We start from the raw sequence: 24,570 nt of genomic DNA, 5'->3' as shown, positions 1-24,570 counted from the left end.
GCCGGTGAGCAGCGGATCGTTGACCGTCACGCCGGTCAGCGTCACCGCTCCGGTGTTCTCCACCAGGAAAGAATAGCTGATCGTCTCGCCGAGATCGATAAGCCCATCACCGTCGAGATCGTTCAGCGTACCCGTCTTCTCAATGGTGAGGTCGGGCGTGCAGCCGGTAGTGTCGTATTCGTAGTCGGCCTGAAATTGGTCGGCAGTCCAGGATTTTGTCCCGGCATGAAAAGTCTCGAGCCACAGACCCACCACGACGTCGCCTGCCGCCAAGTCGGCGGCCGAAACATCCTGAGTGATTGAAAGGATCTGCGGCGAGTCGATTGGCGTGTTACCCGTGGCATCTTCGACCAGGATCGTGTCGCTGCCACCGGTGAACAAGGCTAACCGGCCACTATAGCCCGATCCGGGGTTGGGGCCCTCGTTTGTCACTCGAGCCGAGACCGTGACCGAAGCCGTTCCGCTATCGCACACTGGTCGGGGCGCTTGGAGGGTCGCGGCAACGCCTCTGTATAGCTGGGCTCCATCGCCGGCCGAAGCGTCGGGATCTCCTGGAAACAGCAGCGTGCCTCCCGACCAAAGCGCTCCCCCACCGCCGGAAAGCGGCTCATTTGGTGCAGGCGCGAAATCCGGCGGCGTAGTCTCGGTCGCGGTCGGCGTCCCCGACTCCTGTGCTTGAGCGGCACCGGCCCCTAAAAGCACGACTAACGAAACCAACATTCCTGCGGCTGACATACGCGCCCAGGAATGGCGAACCACACCTGAACCTCGGCATCCGCCGCTGCTGGAGTCATTCCAATTATGAATATGAGCTACTAGCTTCGTTGCATGCGCAACTGAATCTCCAACGCGGTACGCAGCGTTGCGCAACGAAAATGGCTTGTGCATAGCGGCCTCTCGAAAAAAACATATCGGCGAGGAGCCGCCTTTCCGCAGTTGTGCTCGCCACGCCGAACATCACGCCTGAAACCGTGCACCGCATCATAACGGACAAGCGACTCCCAAAGCCGAAAGAACTCCAGCGCAAGCGACAAGGGCATAATTTCGAGGAAGCGTATTTCAGAAAATGTCAGGATATCAGGAAAATGCCGCCCAAGCCGTAGAAGCTGGGGCATTGTGGTTAACGGAACACAGCGAAATCTACCTCTCTATCGGCCACTAGGGCCCAAACCCATTGATCATGTTGATTTGGCCCAGCAAATCAGATTGAAGGTTTCCAGTTAGCGGATTGGCGGCTTGGATGGGTCGCTTGTTTTGGCTGTCGGATGAGCAATGGGCGGTCATTGAGCCTCTGTTGCCGGGGAACAAGGGCGGGGCTCGCCGGGTCGATGATCGTCGGGTGATCTCCGGCATCATCCACGTTCTCAAGGTCGGCTGCCGGTGGTGCGATTGTCCGCGCGACTATGGCCCTTCGACCACGGTCTACAACCGCTTCAACCCTTGGTCTCGCAAACGGTTCTGGACTGAATTGGTCGAGGCGCTCGCGACGTCTGGCGCGGTCACCAAAAGCACCTCCATCGACAGCACCTACGTCAAGGCGCACCGCTCGGCCCATGGCGGCAAAGGGGGGCGAAAAATCAGGCTATCGGACCTTCGCGCGGCGGGCAAACCACCAAAATCCACGTCCTCACCGACGTGATCGGTCGCCCTTTCGCATTCTTGCTGACCGGTGGCAATGCGGTAGACAGCCCGGTCGCGCCACACTTGCTGGCTGGTCTGAAGGGTGCGCGATATCTCCTCGCGGACAAGGGATATGACGCCAACAGTCTGCGAAAGCGACTGCGCCAGTCCGCAATCGTCCCCGTGATACCTGGCCGTTCAAATCGCACAAGGCCAATCCGATACGACGCCGAACGCTACAAGAGCCGCCACCTCATCGAGAACGCCTTCTGCCGACTGAAAGACTTCCGACGCGCCGCAACGCGTTACGACAAGCTCGCCAGAAACTTCCTCTCCGCAGTCGCCTTGGCTACTCTCCTCGCGTTCTGGCTATGATTGAGTCTGAACCCTAGTACGGCCACCCCTGATCTGCGCTGGTGTGGTGTGTCGATACTTGCGCATGGTCGATGTAAGATGGCTCTGGCTTGAGAATCCACTCGAATGGGCGATTTCCGAAATCGGTAGCTCTGTTTGCGCAAGCAATTCTGCGGAGAAGGAGAGACGAAGATTTATGAGGTAGCGGTGCGGAGGGGCACCGAAGGTTTTGGTGAATGCGCGGATGAAGGCTCCAGGTGAAAGATCACAAAGCGCAGCAAGTTCGGCAACGGACACCGTGCTTGAAAGTCTTTCTCTCAAGTATTCCTCCACCTGTCGCGCAATTCTCGGCGACAATCCACCGTGAGCCTTGGCGCCTGTGGTAGCTTTCCCGGCACCCGAATAGTTTCTGATGATATGTATACCAAGCGCGGTCATCAGCGAGTCGACATAAATTTCGCTCGCTGGTCCGCCGGACAGTTCCTGCTTGACCAGTTGCGCAATCTGAAGTGCTCGCTGATCAACATGACCGAAAGCCGGTGGCTGCAAATCGAGCTCGGCTGCACCAAACTCCTGCTCCGCCAAAACGTCAAGTTGGCCCGGCTCAAATCCCACTGTGAGGTTCATGCGCAGAGATGACCATCGACTGCTACTATCTACATTTCGAGGAATGACGATCAACGCGCCAGTGGGAGCATCGAAAATATTTGACTTGTCGCTTGCGAGGCGGAGCTCAGCATTTGGTACAGGTGCAAACAAAATAGCGAAGAAGTCACCCGGCGACTCGAAGTTCATAGCACCAGGATGGCGCACCGAGTGGACCACACCACCCTTCCCAGTCAGAAGTCGCGGCCCCGCGTGTTGCGGAATCTGCTTGAGCAAATCCGGGGACCGACGCCCCCGTGACGGTATAATACTGCTGTCCCAATACAATGATTCAATTCCTGTTTACTGCAAGTCAATAAACACAACGAACGATTCGGGTAGTGTTGCTCTGGTCCAGAATCAACCTGATGATCGCTGGGCGAGAAAGGCTATTGCGGCTAGTTTCTTGTGAACTACACTTGAGCATCGTCCTTTCGCTAGACCAGGTCCCTCGGCGCCGGAAGGCTATCAGCGGGTAACCTGAAGGAGATAAGCTCCTCTTTCAAGAGCGGGCGGTCGGCCGTAGAACAACTGTGTCACGAGACAGGCATGGTCCCTCAACTGCGCTGGATGTTCTGAAACGCCGTGCTGTTCAAGGTATGTCCTAGAGGCGTAAAGGCCTGTTGGAATATCAGCCGACCGACGAGCGGCGAGGTTGGAATCAGGCATTGGGCCGTTCCAGAGGCGGCAAGCCACGTCGATGTCCTCGCGCACGATGTCTTTGACGTCGTGATCAAGCAGCAACTGGAGGTTTACCTCCGGATAGGCATCGCGAAACCCAACCAGAAGAGGAGCGATAGCCCTGCTGACCAGCCAATGCGGCGCTGTCACTCTTAGCCAACCGGACGGCTTGCCATGCACCTGTTCGACTGCACTTTCGGCGTCGCCGATAAGCCGGCCGAGATCGCGGCACCGTTCGAAATAGATGGAACCCGCCTCCGTCAATCGAATGTTTCGCGTGGTTCGGTGGAGGAGCTTGACCCCCAGCCTCTGCTCGAGATCCTGGACCTTCTTGCTGACCCTCGCCTTGGACGTCCTCAGGCTCTTCGCCGCAGCGGTGAAGCTTCCTCGCTGAACAACCTCAACGAACGCCAGAGTGTCGCTCATGTCTCGAAGCACCAGTGGTCTCCTCTGCCTCCGCGGCTCTGCAGCGAACCTTTCTATAACCGAGTCGCTTAAGAGATCTAAGGCGGCGGGTACACGTCTCTGTTCTGTTCAACTGCAGGTGTTGGTCACGGCGACGCTGCGCCGAGCCTCGCCAGCACGGACGTCGCTTGGAGGGCCCGAATGCAGGACGGGGAACTGGCGTTAAGCACGGTTCGGCAAGACGGTGGGCTTGAGGATGTCCTCGCACCACTGGCGGAAGGTGGTCGGCGTATCGGAGAGGACGCAGATGCCGTTCTCTCCACCAGATGATCCACCCCTCGTTCTTGGCGGTCATCATATTGACCATGGCTTGTGCCATGCCTTCCGAGGCACCTTGCTTGATCATCATCGCCTTCAGATCGTCCATGCTCATGAGGTGATACTGCACAGGTTTTCCAATCACGTCCGAGATGATTGCCGTCGTCTCATCGAAGGAGATGTCCTCCGGACCTATCATGGGTATGCTGTCGACGCCGCTCCAGGATGGATCGAGCAGCAGGCGCGCCGCCACGGCGGCCACGTCGTGCTTCGCACAAGCGGGCTCTTTCAGATCCCCGGGCGTTGGCCAAAATGACACCAGCTTGATCCATGATTACAGCTGCCGCTCAGGCAGTCGAGAGCCTACCTCTCCTCATCTTCAGGCCATCACGCAGATTCAACGCAAGAAGTGCGATGTTCACCGCGCCTGCGAGCAATTCTAGACCTTGGACAACATAGAAGACGCTATCGAACTCCGACTGGCCAGCCTTGTATGAAAGGAAGAGCGCTGCGGGAATCAGGATCAGAACACCATTCGCCGCGATGAAGGGCATGCGTTTGGCCTTGACACCGACAAGGCCGGCTCGCCGCCCCTTCGCGAGTGCAAAGCCCGATCCGCCTGCCGCTGCCAATGCCGGGATGAGGAGGAAGAGGCCCCACGGAATGGCGGTCTTGACCGCAATGACGATCGATTGCGAGGCGAACAGCTCCGAAAGCACCGTGGACATCCAAAAAACGATGATTGTGACGAGTGCGGCCGCGCCAGCGCTGGCATGAAGGATCTTGATCATGTTGGCTCTTTCCACAATGACATCATGGTGACAATCTGGGGGCGATCAGTAGAACATTGACACCAAGGTGTCAATGTGACACTCGTCTGGCATGATGGCAAAGAGCGGAACTGCGGGCGCCGAGGCCCTGACCGACCTAATCCTGACGCTGTTTCGGGTAAACAACCTCACCCTCGTTTGGGGAGACAGGCTGGTTGCACCTTTCGGTTTGACCAGCGCCAGATGGCAGGTGCTTGGGGCTATTGCTCAGGCGGAAAGGCCACAGCCTGTATCGTGGTTAGCGCGTGATCTAGGAGCGAACCGGCAGAATGTGCAGCGCATCGTAAACGACCTGCACAATGAAGGGCTGGTGGGCTTTGAGCAAAATCCCCACCACCGGCGAGCGAAGCTTGTCGTCCTTACGGTGGAGGGACAGAAGGCGTACGAGGCGGCTGTTGAAGCCTACTATCCGAAAGCGGATGCTTTGGCTGAGGGTTTCCCAGAATCGGACCTCAGAGCCGCCCACCGGCTGATGGTTGAACTGCGACAAAGACTTGAGGCGGAGAATGATGCTGAACAGCAGGGCCAAAAGGTTGTGCCGATGGAAGAATAACGGCTTCTCTGGATGCGCCTTGCGGGGGGGCCTGGAACCTTTTCCGGGAGAAGCCGTCGGGCCATCTGGTTTATTGGCGCCGTACAGCGATCTGCTTGGCAGGTCTCGGCATCGGTCATGTGATGTCTAGAAAAAGGAGCTTGGTAATGCCCAAGTTCGTAGAGATGGACCCTACCGTCACATTTGCCGCACAGATGGCTGACGAGGCTGGCAGGGCGGTGATCCTGATAAACACGTTAACGGTTCCGCCAGAGGATGCCGACACGTTCCTTGAATCCTGGGCGAACGACGCCGCAGTTATGAAGCGCCAGCCAGGCTCTATCTCTACGCGGTTCACAAGGGAATTGCTGGTAGCGGCGTCTTTCTCAATTACGCAGTCTGGCAGTCGGTCGCCCATTTCCGCGTTGCGTTCAGCAACCCCGAGTTCAAGGCCCAACTCGCAGCCTATCCGAGAGCACTACGGCTAGCCCTCATCCGTTCCGTAAGGTTGAGGTGGAGGGGATATGTGTTGGGTAGTGGACACTGCAGCACTCTCTTCCGCCCCCGATCCAAAAGCTACGGCTCAATTCATGGCAATCTTGCCTGAGAGGCGATTCCAACTCTCCAGGTCGCACTGTTTCCATGGATCAATTGCTTCGCTCGTATTTTACCTTTCTTGCTCGACCTCTGCTGCGGGCTTTTGTGGGTGGGTGACGATCCAGGTCTGGCTTAAGGCAGCAGCGGCGCCGATCAGGTCTGCGAGCGGAGACAGGATGTCTGGATACGGGCTGGTCTGGGACTCGCTCAGGGCAATCCGTGGTGGTTGACGGTAGGGCATCATTGCGGCAGCCATACCGAGGCAGCGGAAATGTCCATCCTAGGATCCTATCCCGGCTGCTGATCAGCAGGGAAGATATCCGTCGCCGCTATTCCTGCCGATACGTGCGGATGTCGAGGACCCAAGTCATCACCACGCCGTTGCGCGGGGAAACGGCTGGCGGCGAGTTCGGTGGCGCAATTATCGAGCTGTTTTGTAACCTTGGGATCTGGTCCCGCGACTACCGCCCGGTGCCACAGCGTCAGGAAGCCGTGCTGATCCAGATGCTGCGGGAGCAGCTAAGCGCATAGTTCGTCGCCACGCTATTTTGGGCACCTCGGTTCTCAGATGGCTTCCCGGGCGCTCAACGCCCCGACCATTGCGAGGCGTGAAAGAAATCGACTGGTGTAGCGAGGGTTTGGCGGCCCCTTGAGGTGTGAAGACGCGATGAAGCCCAAGCCAGTGCTGCCGTACCAATCGGCGCCATTGTCGTCCGCTTCTCGGCCTAAGGGCGGCCATACGCCCCACGGCCGAGCATTAGATCAACTTTGTCGGGGTCGGATTTGTCTGGTGGAGTAAGAACTCTTGCCAATTTTGCCTTCGCTTCGTCCGCACGTGCAACTGCCGACCTTCCTGCGATACGCGACACCCATGTCGTCAGATGCGGATAATCAGCTTCGATCTGATCCCCTAGAAAAAGCTTCATCGGGCGGATCCATGGAAAATTGGCGATGTCGACAATGCTGTAGTTTGGCCCACCAATCCACTCGCTAAGCTGAACCCGACGCTCAAGTACATCCAGGAAGCGGTGAACCTGCGATTCGTATCGCGCAAGCGCATAGTCGTCACCGGGCGGCGCAAAACGCGCGAAGTAATGAGTTGGCCCGTCATTGGTCCGACAGTGCTCATCTGCATCATGAGCCATTGGATGGCTTCACTGCGGCTCAGACTAGACTTCTCTGAAATCTGTCGAGAAATACCCGAAGCTTGGGCAGGACCTGTCGCCGCGACGGGAATACGGCCCAAATCGCCAGATCGCGTGGTGAGACACCGTGGATGTGGACTGGTACAAGACTGCCGTTGGCAAGCTCCTCCTTAACGTCCCAAGCCGAAAGTTGGGCAAGCCCCAAGCCCGATACGCAGGCCGACAGAAAACCATCGACACCGCTCGAAGAGAATCGGCTGCCCACACGAATCGAGCGCTCTTTCCCGTTCAAAAGGAACTGCCAATGGGTGAAGTTCGTGAACGTCAGGCATTCATGATGTTCGAGATCGTCGATGGTCTCGGGTGTTCCATTTCTTTCGAGATAAGATGGCGCGGCATAGATCAGCTTGGGATTGTCCACGAGCCGCCGTGCGATCAGCCCAGAATCTTTCAGCGGCGCGATTCTGATAGCAAGATCGACCCCTGAGGCAACGATATCGACTATCGAATCATTGAGATCGAGGTCGATCTTCAGCCCAGGATTCTCGTGAAGCAGATCGCCGATGATCGGCATGATGCGCTTCCGCCCCAATCGTCCCATGGGTCGCTCCGTTGGCAGCCGGGAAGTAGGGCAAAACCTCCCGAAGATCATGGGGGCAGGCGCGTGTTTGGTGAATCGAGAATTAATACGACCGGCATGAGAGCGTTCGGCAGCCTTAGCCGCACCTGGCCGATACAACCCGGCCGGACACTGGATCCGTCTCGATCGTCACCCGATCTTCTCTGAAGTCTTGCGTCACCGGCTGTCCCGGCTCGATCTGACGAACGGTCCTCGAGTTCGTCAGTTGCATCGCCTCCGCGTCCGTCGGCTTTGCCTTGCCTACCAGGCTTTGGGCGGCCTCAGCGTTGCATGGTCCAATGGCCGGCGCTGTCGAGACAGTTTCGGCGCTGCACGAGGCCAGGATGACTGAACCGCATCCAGCAAGAAGGATGGAAATGAGCTTGCTTCCTTTGAACATCGAAAGTCTCCTTCAGGAATGGTCGCCTATAGGGAGTTGAGAATAGGCTTTTTCGTGTCGGTCCCGTCATACCGAGACGAATTCACCTCCCGGCCGACCCGGTGAAATTCAAGCTGACTATCGATCTCATTCTCGATCAGAAACGCCTTAGCGTCCGCCCCCTGAACGGACGGATCCAGCCAAGCCTCATAGGCGGCCGGATCCAGCATGATGGGCATTCTCGTGTGGATGTGAGCAATATGTTCAACAGCCGGCCCGGTGATGATCGTGCAGCTGGTGATGCCTAGCTTGTCGTTGTGCACCCACAGACCGGCAAAGGAGAACGGCTTGCCCTCCGGAAGCTGCAACAGCCATGGGTCCTTCTTGCCGTCCTCGGCGCTGGTCGTCCATTCAAAGTAGCCGTCGGCCGGGATCAGGCAGCGCTTGGACTTGAACGACTCCCGGAATGCTCCTGACGTGTCGACGGTTTCGATCCTGGCATTGAACATTGCCGCCTTCGGAAGCTCCTTGGCAAAGAACGGCACGAGCCACCATCGACCGTAGTCGATTTCTAGCTCGCCGGCCTTATCCTTATGGGCGAAATGGACGCTCTGTGTCGGCGTCGACCCATTGGACTGGCTCTACCAAACCTTGAAACGCATCGCAGAAGGTGGCCCGTCTCCGAGCTCGAAGCGCTGATGCCATGGAACTTCACGCCTGACGCCATCAGCTAACCGCTTACCCACGAATCGGCCTGAACGAGGATAAGCAAGCTCAGGCCAAGGATGATCAGCAGCATGGTAATCCCCGCTTGCGGTGAGGCATCACTGGTGGCAGTCGCAGTCTTGGACGCGAGACCGCCTGCAGCCGCATCACAGACCTTTAGTTGATGAACTCGACGGTGACGCCGGGATCAACCATGGCTCCCAGTTCTTCTGCATCCCAGTTGGTCAGGCGTACGCAGCCATGTGAGCCCACCTTGTCGATCAGCGCCGGCTCCGGCGTGCCGTGGATACCATAGGTCGGCTCCGACAGATCGATCCAGACGGAGCCGACGGGATTGTTGGGGCCGCCGGCGATTTCCAGCACCTCGGTGTTGTCATCCTGCTGGAAGTTAAGGTCCGGATTGTAGGTATAAGTCGGCATCGGCGCGACACCTTTGACCTCATGGGTACCGGAGGGGGCGGGATTCTCCTCGCTGCCGATCGTGGCAGGATAGACCGCGAGTAGCGTGTCGTCCCCGGAAAAGGCGCGAACCTGCGCGGCCTTCCGGCCAACCTCGATGCGGGCCACCTTGCCTTCCACCGGATCGCCCGGATCAGCGACCGACACGGTCTCGCCAACAGCAAAATCGGAACCTGGATTGAGAGCGCTCAGAAGGTCTTCGTCCATGTGGAACCGCTCCGCCAGGCGTTCGGCTGTGCTTGTGTAGCCAAGTTTTCCCATCTCGACCATTTTGGCATAGTCCTCGGGAATGCTGTCGGCCAGACCTTGGCCGTCCTCCGGCGTGATCTTGTAGTCGCGCAAGACAGGGACATCGCTCTTCAGCCGGTTCAGGACCTCGGCATCCAGATCGCCGTCGGCATCAAGGCCCTGCAGTGTCTCGAACCCGAAGACCGCCTTGCTGACATTCTCGCCGTAGAACCCATCTATGACGCCGGGCGACGCGCCGGCACGATCGAGAAGGATCTGGAGATGAACAATGGCCGGGTCCGGTTCTACCGCCGTCTCATCGGGACGCGTTTGAGGGATTGATGAGAGCGAGGCACCTGTAACGGCGTCCGACTGGATCTCGGCCGCATGGGCGCCACCGGCTAGTAGGGTCGCGGCAAGGGAAGCCGCTGTCAGGATAATGTTCTTCATGAACAGCAAATGGCCTCAGAGGCAACTTGTTCCCGTCGCATCAGCAGGCAAGGCTTCGCCCTGCTGAGGTGAGCAGTGTCGTGTGCCGTAAGTGTCGGGCAAGCTTGTCGCCCCGCCAGCTGTGGTCGCAGGATGACCAGTCATAGCTGCGCCGATATCCTTTGGTTGAAAGTTGCTATTCACGTTGACGACAGCGATGCTCGGGAAGGACGCGGGCGCATGAAGCCCCGTTTGCCCATCAATCATCGTCAAGTCGCTTGGGTTGCTTTCAGCATCTGCTGGTCCAGGAACTGTGGTGGCGACCTGTGCGCCTGAGCCTGGTATGACGGGCATCTAGTAGATCTCAAGATTTTAGGAGGTTTTCTGACGCCTCGAGCACCTCACCTTGTGAATGTCCTCGGACTTGGTCGGTCTCGTTTATCAGTTCGCCCTCCCCAGCAGTGGCGTCCGAGGTTTCGTTCACCGCAGCGCTCTCGTCTGGCAGATTTTGAATCTGAGGGGGCTGCGGCGCTTCCGCCATGTGGACAACGGGGACACCCTTAGGGAAGACCACCTCGCGGGCTGGGTCGGGCAGCTCAATCCCCGCATCCAGCAAAGCGTTCTTCGTCAACCGCAGCAGTGCCGAATTCGTCTTTGCAGGGGAATAGGTGCGGCTATTGAACCAATAGCTGACGCGCAAGTTGACCGCCGCCGCTCCGAGCTCGTCCACCAGCACCAATGGCTCCGGCTGATCCAGCACAGCCGGGTGTTGTTTCAGTATCTCAGAAATCAGTGACTGGGCCTGGGCTACCGAAGAATCATAGCCGATGCCCACGGTGTATTGGGCGCGCCTGGTCGGCGTGCTGGAATAGTTTCTGATCGTGCTCTTGAAAACTGTGGCGTTGGGAATCTGCACATGATTGCCATCCAGCGTGAGGAGGACCGTGCTGCGGGTGTTGAGGTTCTGGACAATGCCGGTCTCCCCCGCCACCTCGATGAGGTCTCCCATGCTGAACGGGTTGCGAACGCTGAGCAGCAGACTTGCCAGAAAGTTCTCGGCGATGTCGCGGAACGCGAAACCAACAATGATGCCCGCGAGGCCGGTGCCCCCAAGTACCGTCACCGCCAGCCGCGTCAGCCCCGCCACCTGGAGCACGAAGTAGATGCCAAGAAGGAGAACAGGTATCGAAATCGCTCGCACGACGACGCTGCGCAGTAGCGGAGATGGTATGCGCCGCTCCAACAGCCGTCTAGCCGCTGCAGCGACCATTGCAGCTGCGCCCCACGTGGCCGCGAGTATGGCGATTGCCAGAACTACAAGCGGCAGCGTCTGGCCCACCCGACGTGAAAGCCGCTCGATTTCAATTGCGGCTCGATCAAACGTTGTCGCAAAATCGGCGCTGAGCTCGAGCCGGTTGACGACCGCGATGCTCCCCTGCATCTTCTCGGCGACCTCCGTCGCCCAGCTTCTGTGTTCAGCAGTGTCGCTAACGCCGTCTATCGACACGACTCCTTGCTCCACATTTACCTGTACGGTTTCATACCAGCCAGTTGCGGTCAGGATGGCGGAAAGGCGGTTCGCAAGAGCTTGATCTGGTACGGCCGCATCGATTGGCACGGTGCTGCTGCCTGCAGGCCGATCCGATCCACCGTTGCCGCTCGCAGGAGGAGGTTCTTGTGCGCTCAGGGTAGTCATGCTCAAATGGGAGCACAGGAGAGCCAAGCCAAAAGCTCTGTTGGCTTTGTTGAAGATGATCCTCGGTGAACGTCTAGGCATCTCCCCAAATGCGGTAACGCCAACTATCGTTCCAGCCCTTTCCAAACGCGTCCCAGGTACGCCAGTATCCTGAACGGTGCAATCACCAGCCTACAGCCAGCCGCGGCGCTTGAAGTAGAGAAACGGCATGATTGCTGAAAAGATCATCAGCCCAATCGCCCACGGGTAGCCAAATCGCCAACCCAGCTCAGGCATATGTTCAAAGTTCATCCCATAGATTGACGCGACCAGTGTCGGCGGCAGGAAAACGACGGCCGCAACAGAGAATATCTTTATAATTTGGTTCTGCTCAAGGTTGATCAGGCCGAGAATCGCGTCCAGCAGGAAGTTGATTTTCCCCGCGAGAAACTTCGAGTGTTCTCCTAGGGAGGTCACGTCCCGCTGAATCAGTTTCACCCTCTGGCGTGACTCGTTCCTTGCGCGTCCGTTCGTTCCTTCGGCGGCCGCGTGGTAGGCCACCAGTCGCGATATACTGACCAAGCTTTCTTGCACGAGTGAGAGATAGTCATTTTTCCGACCAATCTGCTCAATGAGGCCTTCGAGGTTGCGGGCGTTCTTCTTGGCGTTGGAGGACTTGTTTCTAAAGACTTGGCTTGAGAAGGTCTCAATCTCGTCACCGACCCTCTCGAGCGCATCCGCCAGCCTGTCAGTCAGCGCCTCCAGTAATCCGAGCATGACGAGTTCACCCGTTCCTCCGATGGACGCTGCCGTCGGTTTTTGGGATCGGCTCACGAAGAGTTGGAATGGCGTCGGGTCCTCGTATCTAACGGTAACGAGGACCTCGTCCTTCAAGATGAAGGTTATCGGTGTCTTGTTGGGCTTGTCATCACCCAGTGCCGTAAGGGCGATGATCGTCATGAACCGAGCCCTATCCTCCTGATAGAGCCGCGCCGACAATTCAATTTCATCCATTTCCTCGCGCGTCGGGATGCTGATGCCAAGAAGCTTCTCCACCTCCTGGTCTTCCGCCGGAGTTGGGGAAAGCAAATCCAGCCAGATACGTTTTCCTACGGCACCTGACGGCTGGCTGATCTTGTGGAGGCGACCATCTAGGAACTCGTAGGCGATCAACATACAGGTGAATCCGCTTTGGTAGGTAATGAAGAGTCTGCAGGACCCAGATGGTTGCGGTGCGCCACGAACGCCAGATGCCTATGATCCTGTGCAAACTAAGGCTGGGCCCGATGATCAGGCAGTGCGGCAATTGGAAAGCAAGCGGCCGCGCGTGCAACGAAGAGGCCGGCAGGAGCCAGTAGTTCTGAAATCAGCTCCAGCGCGTCTTCAGAGACAACCCAGCTGCTAGAGAACGGTAACGTTCTCTGCCTTGGACTTGCCGGTCTTACGGTCTTGACCGACATCATAGCTGACCTTCTGGCCGTCCTGAAGCGAGTCCCCGTATGCAACTGCCGATATATGGACGAATACATCGGGGCCGCCATTGTCCGGCGTGATGAAGCCGAAGCCCTTATCCTGAGCGAAAAACTTTACAGTACCAGTTGCCATGCCATCCTCGCTGGTTGCTTTTGACGATCCTCGCATAGCGGTCATCGCATGAGACCACGAGTCTGACAATTGGCAAGCCGCAGTGCGCAAAGCAATGGTCGAGGCAGTCTGCTTCCTCAGACCTCTGCTCCTACGGGAGCAGCAGCGTCAAAACGTTCTAGAGCCTGGAGCCGAGGAAAGGCGGCATGGAAGCCGCCTTTCGCAGATGCGGCTAGCGTATGCTTAACGTGCTCCGAGGGTGATCGGATGCTCATCGGGGAGCGCCTCGTAGCGATCGCTGTCGAAGTTTGCCATACCATCAATCTTGCGCTCGGTGACGTTTGGTGCCTGAAGCGTTTCCTGATCGGTTACGTGAAGGGCTGACAGCGGGACAGCAGCGCGATTTTCGCCGAGGCCCAAGAACCCGCCAGATGTTACCACTGCATAGAGCCGGTTGTTGACGTTGACGACCTCCTCAATGTCGCCAAGGTCATTGCCGTCGGCACCAACGATGTCATAGTCCCTGATGTCGGCGACAGTCAGTGAGACTTCACTGGATGAACCGGCAGCAACGGCTGTGTTGGCGTCGTCACGCGACCCGCCCTGAGGAATCGCTGCTGTATTCTGGCGATCCACCTCCTCGGACTCGTTCTGTGCCTGACGGTTCTCAGCCTGCTTGTTCCGGTTCTCGGCCTGCTGCTTATTCTGTTCGAAACGGATCTCCGGTTCACCTTCGGCGCGATTCACCCGCACTTGTGCCTCTTCGGCTGTGTAGCGGATATTCGGTTCCTGCTCGGACTGCTGCATCCGCACTACCGGTTCACCCGATCGCTGCACCTGCACGTTGGCCTGCTCCTGGTCTTCCTGCATTCGAACCTGCGGCTGGCTCTCGCTGACGCGGACCTGAGGCTGGCCCTGCTCGACCTGAACCTGCGGCTGCGTCTGGCTGACGTTAACCTCCCCGGAAAGGTCCTCCCTTCACTGGCAACTCGAACTTGAAGATCTCGATCTTGGCGATTTTCATGTGCCCTCCTTATGCGGCTCCAGCATCCTAGCTCATCCGGCGGCCTCTGGCCGATCCGCATGGTCAGGAAGCGGCTCCATACCGGTCACTCAGTGCGAGCAAGTCGGATATTCGCTTATGAGTTATTTCAGACCGATAGCTCTCGCAATCACAGGGTCACCGGTCGGATCGGTTCAAGGCGAAGGCGCGTATCGCTACGGCAGCTTTGCGCCTCGACATCGGAAATAGAGACCGTCGTCGCTTCTGCCTGAAGCGGAGATCGTCTTGGGCAGTGGCGTCACATCGTCTGTGCGCCAAGACCGGTTATCAAGCACTATTTCAGCCGTATCAGGAGCCAACCCCTTGAGGAGTGTGCGTGGCGTCCGCTGTGGTAAGACGCGGGCAAGTTTATCCGCACCAAATGGTCGCCTTAACTTGCGATACTTCGAGCTTCAACCTGCGGGAGAAAGGCAGGAGCTGGAGGTTTGATCGGTGGCGTTACCTCCTGCCCATAGGATCACCCGCCGCCGGTCTAATGTGTCGCATCAGTCGGCGCCGGGTGCCCCACGGGCGCCCGGAGGTCGTGGGCGTCAGGAGCAGGCGGATTTCGCTCCAGATCGAAGATCAGGGTCTTCATTTCCGCTATCTCCCCAACCTGCGCCTCGATAGTCTGATCAGCCAGTTTGCGAACGAGCGGATTTTTGATGTGTGCCCGCTCACTCGTCATGAGCGCGATCGAATGGTGTGGGATCATTGCCTTCATGTAGCTAACGTCGCCCACTGTTTGCTGGCTACGAGCGAGCCAGAGACTACCCGCAAAGAGGACGACGCTCGCAACGACTATAGCGCCGTTCGCTATCTTGTTCTTGTACATACCCAGCATGAACAGGAGCATGATGAAGGCCATCGCTGCTCCCATGACGAGGGTCCATCCAGATTCGGGTATGGCTGTAGAAGACGTGCTCAAACGCGTAGGTGTTCAGGTACATCAGTCCGAACATCACCAAGGTAGACACAGCGATCATCGCGCCGAAGCGGCCGTAACCACTTCCTGCTAGGATTGCCCGCCACGCCTTTTCTCAGATCGGAGCTTGTTTGCGAGCGCCTTCCACAGACACCGGATGCTCGCTCGGACCGCTGGCAAGTGGGCCTCCTCGGCGTTGCAGGTGTGCAACACAAGATACGGAACCTATGCCGAAGACCGACAGTATCCCACCAAATCGCACCTAACCCGAGTTTCCTGAAAAACAGCAGAGCATTCTGAAAGACAGGTTTTTCGTGCTGTGCGTCTCATGCGGGCGGTTGGGTTCGTGCCTGCTGCGCCGCGTGAGTGATTTGAACCTCAGCTGCGACAGATTGGCCGAAGACTGTTGAGGGGACTTCGCATGCGAAAGCCGATTTCGCTGCGCGATACTGCGCGTCGTATTTCCAGAAGAACCATTTCTTCCCGGTGGTCACTAATCACGCCTGCTCCTATTCCGCAGGAAGGAGCAGCTCCAGTCAGATCTATGGGCGATAACGCCGCTTCGGCTCCGTCTTATGATTGCACCTTGGAAGACTTGAAGGCGCAGTTCCGCTTCCGGCGGCGTCATGCTCTAGTCGGATTCGTGTTCCTTGCAGGTTGCGCTTTTATGGACGCGCACTCCGAAGCCCATGCTCAAGCCGTTCCGACAATTGCTTGTACAACCAACGGTGCGATCTTCAATACCGCTTACAATGGCGATAGCGGCCCCCCGCTTACTTCAGGTCTGGACCCAAGGTGGGATGTCGCAACGACCGCGACGAACGTCATAGGTACTCCCCCAGGCGGGCTGAGTTATGCCGACGCGTCTGTTGTCGCCAACCCTACACCACTTTGGATAGTCTCGCCGTTCGGAAATGCAAATTGGATCTCCCATAATGCAACTGGCGGACAAGCCACAAACTTAGATGCCTTTTTTCGATACCAGTTTAACCTTGCACCTGAGGTGGATCCAAGCACATTTAGGCTGAACCTGGATATCTATACCGACAACACGGTATGGGAAACATGGGTAAACGGCCAAGGCCAAAACATTCGCTCTCCTTACACAGGTGATCCCTATTATCATCCTGGATTCACATCTGGCGGACAGTTTAGCGCCTCGCTGGATTCTGATTGGCAGATTGGCCTGAACACAGTCATTGTTCACGTTAAGTCAGCACCCGGAGCCATTGGCTTTCTTGGACAGGTCACATCGTCGGGTTTATGCACGGGCCTTTCCATCGAGAAAACCGGCACGCTCAGCGACCTCAACGGCAATGACCTCATCGACCTGGGTGAAACGATCTCCTACTCGTTCTTGGTGGAAAACACTGGGACTGCTCCGCTGACCGATGTCACGGTCAACGACCCGCTGCTTGCGAATGCGGGTGTTGCGCTCGACCAGGGCCCGCAGACACTGGCGCCAGGTGCCACCTTCACCTTCACCGCGACCTATACGCCGACGCAGGCCGACATAGATGCAGGATCGGTCACCAACACCGCGACCGGTACCGGCACCCCGCCATCCGGTCCGCCGATCGATAGTCCGCCAGACACCGTCATCGTGCCGCCAGCCACCACACCTGGCATGACAATCGAAAAGACCGGCACGCTGAACGACCTCAACGGCAATGATCTCATCGATCTCGGCGAGACAATCTCCTACTCGTTCCTGGTGGAGAACACCGGGGCGGTGACGCTGACCGGCGTGACGGTCAACGACCCACTTCTTGCCAATGCAGGTGTTGCGCTCGACCAGGGCCCGCAGACACTGGCGCCAGGTACCGCCTTCACCTTCACCGCGGCCTACACGCCGACGCAAGCCGACATAGATGCAGGTTCGGTCACCAACACCGCGACCGGTACCGGCACCCCGCCATCCGGTCCGCCGATCGATAGTCCGCCGGATACCGTCGTCGTGCCGCCAGCGACCACGCCGGACATGACCATCCAGAAAACGGGCACGCTCAACGACCTCAATGGCAATGACCTCATCGACCTCGGTGAAACGATCTCCTATGAATTCCTGGTCATCAACACTGGTAGCGTGACACTGACTAATGTCAGCGTCGATGACGCCCTAGTGGCTGTCGATCAAGGCCCGCAAACGCTGGCGCCCGGTGGAAGTTATATCTTCACCGCGACCTACACGCCGACACAGGCCGACATAGATGCAGGTTCGGTCACCAACACCGCGACCGGTACCGGCACCCCGCCATCCGGTCCGCCCATCGATAGTCCGCCGGATACCGTCATCGTGCCGCCGGCAACCACGCCGGACATGACCATCCAGAAAACGGGCACGCTCAACGACCTCAACGGCAACAACCTCATCGACCTGGGTGAAACGATCTCCTACTCGTTCCTGGTGGAGAACACCGGGGCGGTGACGCTGACCGGCGTGACGGTCAACGACCCACTTCTTGCCAATGCAGGTGTTGCGCTTGACCAGGGCCCGCAGACACTGGCGCCAGCTGCCACCTTCACCTTCACCGCGACCTACACGCCGACGCAAGCCGACATAGATGCAGGTTCGGTCACCAACACCGCGACCGGTACCGGCACCCCACCATCCGGTCCGCCGATCGATAGTCCGCCCGACACCGTCATCGTGCCGCCGGCAACCACGCCGGACATGACCATCCAGAAGACCGGCACGCTAAACGACCTCAACGGCAACAACCTCATCGACCTGGGTGAAACGATCTCCTACTCGTTCCTGGTGGAGAACACCGGGGCGGTGACGCTGACCGGCGTGACGGTCAACGACCCGCTTCTTGCCAATGCGGGTGTTTCGCTTGACCAGGGACCGCAGACACTGGCGCCAGGCGCCACCTTCACCTTCACCGCGGCCTACACCCCGACGCAAGCCGACATAGATGCAGGTTCGGTCACCAACACCGCGACCGGTACCGGCACTCCGCCATCCGGTCCGCCGATCGATAGTCCGCCCGACACCGTCATCGTGCCGCCGAATCCGCCGAGTCTTCGGACAGAGAAGACGGGCACTTTCAACGATGCGAATGGCGACAGTTATTCCAGCGTCGGGGACACGCTTACCTATACGATCACCATTTCCAATACGGGTGGTGCCGTGGTGACAGGTGTAACCCCGAACGATCCTGGCCCGACCTTCAACGGTCAGCCGGCAGGAGGCATTCTGTCAAGCTTCCAACCGGCACCCGTCACGCTCGCGCCTGGCGAAGCACAAGTCTTCACCGCAACCTACACTCTGTCGCAAAGTGACATCGACAATTCCGCCGGCCTCAACGACAGCATTCAGAACTTAGCCAGCGCTCAGGGGCAGTCAGGCGGGGGCAGCGTTCCTTCCAACACGTCGACCAGCACGATTACACCGCCGGCGGCCATGCCGTCGGACATAACGATCATCAAGCAGGCGCAGCTCCGTTACATCCGGCGGGGCGAGCGAGCGCCTTACGTCATCCGCGTGACCAACAACACCGACCGCAATGTCGGAAATATTACGGTCACGGATACAATGCCGTCCGGCTTCCGATACGTGGAAGGTTCTGCCACGGTCGACGGCGTCGAAGTGACGCCAGTGGTCAATGGGCTGCGGGTGCGGTTTGAAAATATTTCGCTCGGTCCGAATGCCGAAGTGGAAATCCGCCTTCAGACGCTTGCTTTGAGTACTGCAGGACCGGGCCGTCACACCAACCGGGCGAATGCGACCGACCCGAGCGGCTCACCAGTGGCGCCGGAAGCCTCGGCCGTCATCGAAATCCTCGCCGAGCCAATCTTCGACTGCGGCGAGATCATCGGCAAGGTGTTCGACGATACCAATGGCAATGGCTATCAAGACGAAGGCGAGCCCGGATTGCCCGGTGTCCGCATTGCCACCGTCAAGGGCTGGCTCATCACAACCGACAAGCATGGGCGATTCCATGTCGCTTGCGCCGATCTTCCGGATCAGCGCATCGGCTCCAACTTCATCATGAAGCTCGACACCCGCACGCTGCCCACCGGCTATCGGGTGACCACCGAGAACCCGCGCGTGGTTCGTCTCACCGCCGGCAAGATGACCAAGCTCAACTTCGGAGCATCGATCGGTCGTGTCGTGCGTCTCGACATCAAGGACGAGGCCTTCAAGCCGGGCAGCATCGAACTAAGGGAGCGTTGGGCTGCCGGTGTCGATCGATTGATCGAAACGTTGCGATCGGAGCGATCCGTTCTACGGCTCAGCTACATCGACGCCGTGGCAGATCGGCAACTCGCAAAGGAGCGTGTGAAGGATCTTCAAAAACTGATTGCCGAGCGATGGAGGCGCGACGGGGCGCGCTACGAACTGGACATTGAGACGCGCGTGGAGGTGGGACAATGAGCACGATCAGGTTTCCTGCAAAATCCGCCACTTCCGCGCCTCGCTTCACTACTCTCCTTGCCAGCACCGCACTCGCCGGAATAACCCTGGTGACCACGGCGGCTGTGGCGCAGGAACAGTTAAATGGCAAGAAGCTTGGCGCCGCCGCGGTTCGAGAACTTCCGATTGGAGCAAACACCGAACGGGAGAGCATGAGCGATGTGGGTGAGATTCCTTTCGCAATCAGCGTGGACGGCGAGACTGTCGACAAGAGCGAAACACCTGCGGTGAAGGGAGCGAGGCCCGCCGTTGCGCAGGAGTCGGGAGGTAAGGCGGTAAAGCCGGTCGACCAGCAACGCCAGACCGACCTGGCTTTGCACCGGGTCGACATCAACATCAAATATGATGGCCTTCAGGCCAATCCGATGCTGAACGTGTCTACCACGCCGATGCGCCGTACCTACCGCGCCGGGGAGCCGGTCCGGTTCCTCGCCACATCCAATTATCCTGGCTTCATCGAGCGCTCCGAAATCCGGATCTATGAGATGGATGGCACCAAGGCCACGAGGAACCCTGTTGCGGTTTTGCCGGTCTCCATCAACGGCGAGGCGGCGTGGCCAATGTCCTCTTCGGAGGAAATGCATGAGTTCAGCTATGTGCTCCGCGTGTATGACGCGCAGGGGCGCTTTGATGAAACCGAGCCGCTGACGCTTGCCCGTAGCGAAAGGGAACTGAAGCCGGAGAAGAAGCCCGAAGCGTTCGCACCCGGTATGGGTGAAGACCGCACTGCCATTCGCAATATTCCAATACGTGGTGGTGCGGTCACCATCTATGGCAACCATGTCCCGCCGGGCTTCGAGGTCGAGGCCATGGGCGAAACAATACCGGTTGACAAAAATCAGGGCTTCGTCGTCCAGCGTATCCTACCGCCCGGCGACCACGATGTTGACATCGGGTTGAACGGCGTCTCGAAATCGGGGGGTCTGAACTTCAACCGGCAGATCAACATCCCAGACGATGACTGGTTCTATGTCGGCCTTGCCGATCTGACCATCGGCAAAAAGACAGGCGACGATAATATCGAAACCGTCCGCCCCGGTGAGTATGACGAGGTCTATTCGAAGGGCCGGCTTGCCTTCTACCTCAAAGGAAAGATCAAGGGAGAATATCTCCTGACGGCAGCCGCCGATTCTGGGGAAGACGACCTGGAGGACCTGTTCCGTAACCTGGACGAAAAAGATCCACGTCAGCTCCTGCGGCGGCTCGATCCCGATGACTATTATCCGGTCTATGGCGACGACTCGACATTTGTAGAGGATGCTCCGACCAAGGGGAAGTTCTACATCCGCCTCGAGCGTGGCGACAGCCATGTGATGTGGGGCAATTACAAGACGAGCGTCACCGGGACGGAGTTCCTTCGGCAGGAGAGGGGGCTTTACGGGGCTCATGCTGCCTACCGGTCGGAAGCCAGCACTTCCTTCGGCGAAAGGCAGACAGAGGTCACTGTCTATGCCGCTCAACCCGATACGTTGCCTCATCGCGAGGAGTTCCTCGCCACCGGCGGCTCAGCCTACTTCATGAAGCGGCAGGATATCGTCGAGGGGTCGGAGACCGTGACGGTGGAAATCCGCGACGAGATCACCGGTCGTGTGATCGAGCGTCGTGTTCTGCAATACGGCGAGGATTATAGCTTCGACTATATCCAGGGCGTGCTGATCCTCAGGCGGCCGCTCTCCTCGACGGCGGGCACGTCCGGTCCCGTTCGGGACGGAGCGCTTGGCGGCAACAAGGTCTATCTCAACGCCCAGTACGAGTACACGCCGGTCGCCAGCGACGTGGACGGTTACGCCTATGGCGGCCGTGCCCAGCATTGGGTGAACGACAAGGTGCGTGTCGGCGTGACCGGCATGGAAGAGAGTACCGGCCTTGCCGATCAGCAGGCGCTCGGCGCCGACGTCAAGATCCGGCACTCCGAAACCACCTTCGTCGAAGCCGAAGTGGCCCATTCCAAAGGGCCTGGATTCGGCATGTCGCGGTCGACCGATGGCGGTCTGACCAACAGCGATACGGCTATTGCCGGAAGTCCAGGCCAATCGGCGTCTGCCTGGCGTGTCAAGGGCCAGTTCGATCTTGCCGATCTGAGCGACGGCGGCATGAAGGGCATTGTCGGCGGCTATTACGAGAACAAGGAGGCGGGCTTCTCCACGCTCTACGATCAGCTTTATGTCGACAAGCGGATCTGGGGTGCCCATGCGGACGTGGATTTGACGGACAAGGTCGAAGCGAAGCTGACCTATGACGACTTCCACGATGATGCGGGGCAGATCAAGCGGGAAGGTTCCTCAAGCCTTAGCTATCAGTGGGACCAGTACTGGAAGATCTCCTTCGGCGTCACCTATACCGAGTTGATGTCGCCGCTCGCGATCGCCGCTGGGAAAAGCGGCTATGACGGCTCGCGCCTGGATGCCGGCGTAAGGGTCGACTATCGCTGGGATGAGGACCTTCTCTTATATGCCTTCGGGCAGGGCACAGTCGACCGGTCGGGTGACATCAGCCGCAACGATCGCGTCGGCGTCGGGACGGAAATGCAGTTGACCGACAAGATCGGCGCCAACGCCGAGATCTCCTATGGTACCCATGGAGTCGGTGGGCTTGCCGCGCTGACCTATGACCCGAATGCCGATGATCACTATTATATTGGCTACAAGCTAGATCCCGATCGCGCCTTCGATCTCGATCGGACCTATGATTTGGTCGGAACAGACAAGGGTGCGATCGTCGCTGGCGCCAAAAGAAAGATGGACGATGTCGCGTCTGCCTATGCCGAGAGCAGCTATGACATGTTCGGTCAGCGCAACTCGCTCACCCAGACCTATGGCATCGTCTACACGCCAGACGACATCTGGACGATAGATGGTGGCTTTGAGGCCGGGCGCGTCCGTGACGAAACAATCGACAGAGCCGGGATCCAGCGGTCTGACTTCGATCGCTACGCACCATCACTGTCGATCGGCTACAAAGATGAGGAAGCCGGGATTGCCGCACGCCTGCGTGGAGAAGTCCGCATCGAGGATTCCGACGACGGTACCCGCGACCAGAACACCTACCTGATGGCGGCGGGTGTCTCCTGGAAGACAAGCGAGGACTGGCGTCTTCTCGCCAACATCGATGCTGTCGTTTCGGATGCCGTTTCGACCGTCACCTCGTTCCAGGACACCGACTATGTTGAGGCATCGCTCGGTTATGCCTATCGACCGATCGATAACGACCGGCTGAATATCCTATTCAAATACACCTGGCTGTATGACATGCCCGGCAACAACCAACTCGTCAGCGGGTCGACCGGAGACGTACTCGCTCCCGCCCAGCGTAGCCAAATTCTGTCGGCGGACCTCATCTACGACCTGTTCCCCTGGTTGTCCGTAGGTGGCAAATATGGCTATCGCTTCGGCGAGGTCCGTTACCGCACAGAAGGCGGAGCCGGGAGTGACTTCGAGGACGACTGGCAGTCGTCATCTGCGCATCTTGGAATTCTGCGGGCAGACCTGCATGTCGTCAACAATTGGGACGTTCTTCTTGAGGGACGCGTCATGCACATGCCGGAGGCGGAAACGACCGACTTGGGCGCCTTGGTCGCCGTTTATCGCCACGTCGGTAACAACTTCAAGGTTGGCGTCGGCTACAATTTCGGCAACTTTTCCGACGATCTGCGCGACCTGACGCTTGACGACGAGGGTATCTTCCTCAACGCGGTCGGGAAGTTCTAACGGTCATAGCTCTCCGCGGTCGCGGAGAGCAGGCTTACCAAAGGATTCGCACGGCGTTACAACGATGCAAGATGACCATACATGGAAATGTGACGGTTGTGGCCGGGAGCACGAGCTTCGCAAGATTGACTCCCATCGCTGGGTCAGGTGCGATGAAGAGTTCGTTGGCGAGCAGCTATGCCAAATAGAGATGCTACAACTGTGCGCATCCTGCCAAGCGCGACTTCTGGCGCGACACGATCCCGATCTGTTACAATACTGAGGCGAGCGCTCGTCATATCGGTAACAAAGTGTTTTTAGATAACGATTTTTAGTAATGGTTCTGCCTCGCCGCGACCGCTATGGTCTCCTGCAACGGTGCGCGTACGATAGGCCGGATGAATGTTTCAAACGAACAAACCGTTCACGGACGCTACCCTACTAGACCCTGTGCCTCATGACGTCGGGCCGCGAAAGTTTACGTTCCGAGGTGGGGTGGCACACAGTAGCCGGACACCAGGTGCTCAGGAATTTTTGTCGACGGGGCATTGGCTAGTAGTAGCGTTAGCCGCCTCACCTGGGTTAAGGGTCTCGTTCGCCGATGAGCCGCTCAAACCAAAACATGTGGTACCAGGTGCGTTGGCCGTGATTCCTGCCGGGCTTCAGAGCAGGGTGGAATGGACCTCACCGATGGAAAATATCATTGTGTCCATCTCTCCGGACAGCTTCGCAGAACTCGCCGGACATGAATTGGGCCGATCTGACGTCAACTTGTTGCCAACCCACGTCACCCTGGACAGGACGGCGCTTCAGTTCGCCAAGCTGATCAGAACCGAACTCGGCAGACATCAGAAGGCAAATGATCTCTGTCTCGATTCATTGATCACCTTGCTTGGTATCCATGCCATTCGAAACTATTCGGATGCTGCAAAGCCGAGAGCGACCGGCGGACGCGGGCTTTCCGAACGCGCGACCAAAAGGATTGAAGAGTATCTGCGGGAGAACTTCAGGCGCAAGCTCACTGTCGCAGAACTCGCCGGCATCTGCGACCTGTCTCCGGGACATTTTGCCGACGCCTTTACCGTAACATTCGGAACATCTCCTCACCAGTATGTACTGGAACTTCGCATGAGTTTCGCCGAACAATTGTTGACTAACTCCGACAAGGCCCTTGCAGAAATCGCTTTTTTAAGCGGCTTCTCCAGTCAAAGCCATTTAACTAGCACATTGCGCACCCATCGCCAGAGAACTCCAAGGCAATATCGTTAGCA

Annotated in this window: 21 protein-coding genes and 1 pseudogene; 7 read left to right on the top strand and 15 right to left on the bottom strand. The window is 58.2% G+C overall.

Annotated elements, in window-relative coordinates:
* A partial coding sequence (locus MUU54_RS19715) for a CLIPPER-2 domain-containing protein (RefSeq protein WP_247245714.1) occupies nucleotides 1-381 on the bottom strand: 381 nt, incomplete at its 3' end.
* 859 nt (nucleotides 382-1,240) lie between these two features.
* Between MUU54_RS19715 and MUU54_RS19710 the strand changes: the two genes are divergently transcribed.
* A protein-coding gene (locus tag MUU54_RS19710) for an IS5 family transposase (protein WP_376742219.1) occupies nucleotides 1,241-1,995 on the top strand; the annotation gives its coding sequence in 2 pieces (ribosomal slippage) (nucleotides 1,241-1,577 and nucleotides 1,577-1,995; 756 coding nt in all).
* Here MUU54_RS19710 and MUU54_RS19705 read toward each other — a convergent pair.
* The 3 genes from MUU54_RS19705 to MUU54_RS19695 all read right to left on the bottom strand — a co-directional run bounded on the left by MUU54_RS19705 (nucleotide 1,990) and on the right by MUU54_RS19695 (nucleotide 4,814).
* Nucleotides 1,990-2,769: a helix-turn-helix domain-containing protein gene (locus MUU54_RS19705; protein WP_247245712.1), complete on the bottom strand. Its 780-nt coding sequence runs from the start codon at nucleotides 2,767-2,769 to the stop codon at nucleotides 1,990-1,992. The two genes, MUU54_RS19710 and MUU54_RS19705, sit on opposite strands and share 6 nt — an antisense overlap.
* A gap of 318 nt (nucleotides 2,770-3,087) precedes the next feature.
* The gene (locus MUU54_RS19700) at nucleotides 3,088-3,726 is read right to left on the bottom strand and encodes a LysR family transcriptional regulator (RefSeq protein WP_247245711.1); all 639 of its coding nucleotides are present in this window, start codon (nucleotides 3,724-3,726) and stop codon (nucleotides 3,088-3,090) included.
* A 644-nt stretch (nucleotides 3,727-4,370) separates the two neighbouring features.
* A complete protein-coding gene (locus MUU54_RS19695; protein ID WP_247245710.1) occupies nucleotides 4,371-4,814 on the bottom strand; it encodes a hypothetical protein in 444 nt (147 codons plus the stop codon).
* A 91-nt stretch (nucleotides 4,815-4,905) separates the two neighbouring features.
* Here MUU54_RS19695 and MUU54_RS19690 point away from each other — a divergent pair, with 91 nt between their 5' ends.
* Nucleotides 4,906-5,406, top strand: coding sequence for a MarR family winged helix-turn-helix transcriptional regulator (locus MUU54_RS19690; RefSeq protein WP_247245709.1), 501 nt, complete (start codon nucleotides 4,906-4,908; stop codon nucleotides 5,404-5,406).
* Between the two features lie 115 nt (nucleotides 5,407-5,521).
* Here MUU54_RS19690 and MUU54_RS24855 read toward each other — a convergent pair whose 3' ends face one another.
* The gene (locus MUU54_RS24855; RefSeq protein WP_312038851.1) at nucleotides 5,522-5,842 is read right to left on the bottom strand and encodes a hypothetical protein; all 321 of its coding nucleotides are present in this window, start codon (nucleotides 5,840-5,842) and stop codon (nucleotides 5,522-5,524) included.
* A 491-nt stretch (nucleotides 5,843-6,333) separates the two neighbouring features.
* On the opposite strand from MUU54_RS24855, the gene MUU54_RS19680 reads away from it, so the two are divergent.
* Nucleotides 6,334-6,513 (top strand): hypothetical protein, encoded by a 180-nt coding sequence (locus MUU54_RS19680; RefSeq protein WP_247245708.1) that lies wholly within the window; start codon nucleotides 6,334-6,336, stop codon nucleotides 6,511-6,513.
* Nucleotides 6,514-6,707: 194 nt separating this feature from the next.
* On the opposite strand, the gene MUU54_RS19675 is transcribed toward MUU54_RS19680, so the two are convergent.
* The 4 genes from MUU54_RS19675 to MUU54_RS19660 all read right to left on the bottom strand — a co-directional run bounded on the left by MUU54_RS19675 (nucleotide 6,708) and on the right by MUU54_RS19660 (nucleotide 8,694).
* Nucleotides 6,708-7,127, bottom strand: coding sequence for a glutathione binding-like protein (locus tag MUU54_RS19675; RefSeq protein WP_247245707.1), 420 nt, complete (start codon nucleotides 7,125-7,127; stop codon nucleotides 6,708-6,710).
* 19 nt (nucleotides 7,128-7,146) lie between these two features.
* A complete protein-coding gene (locus tag MUU54_RS19670; RefSeq protein WP_281433408.1) occupies nucleotides 7,147-7,728 on the bottom strand; it encodes a substrate binding domain-containing protein in 582 nt (193 codons plus the stop codon).
* Between the two features lie 115 nt (nucleotides 7,729-7,843).
* Nucleotides 7,844-8,146 (bottom strand): I78 family peptidase inhibitor, encoded by a 303-nt coding sequence (locus MUU54_RS24655; protein WP_281433407.1) that lies wholly within the window; start codon nucleotides 8,144-8,146, stop codon nucleotides 7,844-7,846.
* A 26-nt stretch (nucleotides 8,147-8,172) separates the two neighbouring features.
* Nucleotides 8,173-8,694: an SOS response-associated peptidase gene (locus MUU54_RS19660; RefSeq protein ID WP_354532483.1), complete on the bottom strand. Its 522-nt coding sequence runs from the start codon at nucleotides 8,692-8,694 to the stop codon at nucleotides 8,173-8,175.
* Nucleotides 8,695-8,743: 49 nt separating this feature from the next.
* On the opposite strand from MUU54_RS19660, the pseudogene MUU54_RS19655 reads away from it, so the two are divergent.
* Nucleotides 8,744-8,859, top strand: a pseudogene (locus MUU54_RS19655) (transposase domain-containing protein); the annotation flags it as partial.
* Nucleotides 8,860-9,007: 148 nt separating this feature from the next.
* Here MUU54_RS19655 and MUU54_RS19650 read toward each other — a convergent pair.
* From MUU54_RS19650 to MUU54_RS19625, 6 genes are all read right to left on the bottom strand, one after another.
* Nucleotides 9,008-9,994: a L,D-transpeptidase family protein gene (locus MUU54_RS19650; RefSeq protein ID WP_247245718.1), complete on the bottom strand. Its 987-nt coding sequence runs from the start codon at nucleotides 9,992-9,994 to the stop codon at nucleotides 9,008-9,010.
* A gap of 337 nt (nucleotides 9,995-10,331) precedes the next feature.
* On the bottom strand, nucleotides 10,332-11,585 hold the full coding sequence (locus MUU54_RS19645) for a mechanosensitive ion channel family protein (protein WP_247245704.1): 1,254 nt from the start codon (nucleotides 11,583-11,585) through the stop codon (nucleotides 10,332-10,334).
* A 249-nt stretch (nucleotides 11,586-11,834) separates the two neighbouring features.
* Nucleotides 11,835-12,818, bottom strand: coding sequence for a magnesium transporter CorA family protein (locus tag MUU54_RS19640; protein ID WP_247245703.1), 984 nt, complete (start codon nucleotides 12,816-12,818; stop codon nucleotides 11,835-11,837).
* A gap of 225 nt (nucleotides 12,819-13,043) precedes the next feature.
* Nucleotides 13,044-13,247, bottom strand: a complete 204-nt coding sequence (locus tag MUU54_RS19635) for a cold-shock protein (protein WP_247245702.1) — start codon at nucleotides 13,245-13,247, stop codon at nucleotides 13,044-13,046.
* 222 nt (nucleotides 13,248-13,469) lie between these two features.
* Entirely contained in the window at nucleotides 13,470-14,096 is a 627-nt protein-coding gene (locus tag MUU54_RS19630; RefSeq protein WP_247245701.1) for a PRC-barrel domain-containing protein, read from the bottom strand.
* 665 nt (nucleotides 14,097-14,761) lie between these two features.
* Entirely contained in the window at nucleotides 14,762-15,136 is a 375-nt protein-coding gene (locus MUU54_RS19625; protein WP_312038850.1) for a DUF305 domain-containing protein, read from the bottom strand.
* A gap of 1,060 nt (nucleotides 15,137-16,196) precedes the next feature.
* Here MUU54_RS19625 and MUU54_RS19620 point away from each other — a divergent pair.
* The 3 genes from MUU54_RS19620 (at nucleotide 16,197) to MUU54_RS19610 (ending at nucleotide 24,568) form a co-directional block, all read left to right on the top strand.
* Nucleotides 16,197-19,574, top strand: coding sequence for a CLIPPER-2 domain-containing protein (locus tag MUU54_RS19620; protein ID WP_247245700.1), 3,378 nt, complete (start codon nucleotides 16,197-16,199; stop codon nucleotides 19,572-19,574).
* Nucleotides 19,571-23,320, top strand: coding sequence for a TonB-dependent receptor (locus tag MUU54_RS19615; RefSeq protein ID WP_247245699.1), 3,750 nt, complete (start codon nucleotides 19,571-19,573; stop codon nucleotides 23,318-23,320). The genes MUU54_RS19620 and MUU54_RS19615 overlap by 4 nt, the downstream gene beginning before the upstream one ends.
* Nucleotides 23,321-23,989: 669 nt before the next feature.
* On the top strand, nucleotides 23,990-24,568 hold the full coding sequence (locus MUU54_RS19610; RefSeq protein WP_247245698.1) for a helix-turn-helix domain-containing protein: 579 nt from the start codon (nucleotides 23,990-23,992) through the stop codon (nucleotides 24,566-24,568).
* Nucleotides 24,569-24,570 lie beyond the last annotated feature (2 nt).

Source organism: Pseudorhizobium tarimense (assembly GCF_022968135.1).
GTDB classification, from domain to species: Bacteria; Pseudomonadota; Alphaproteobacteria; order Rhizobiales; family Rhizobiaceae; genus Neorhizobium; species Neorhizobium tarimense.
This window is presented reverse-complemented; position numbering and strand designations above follow the sequence as displayed.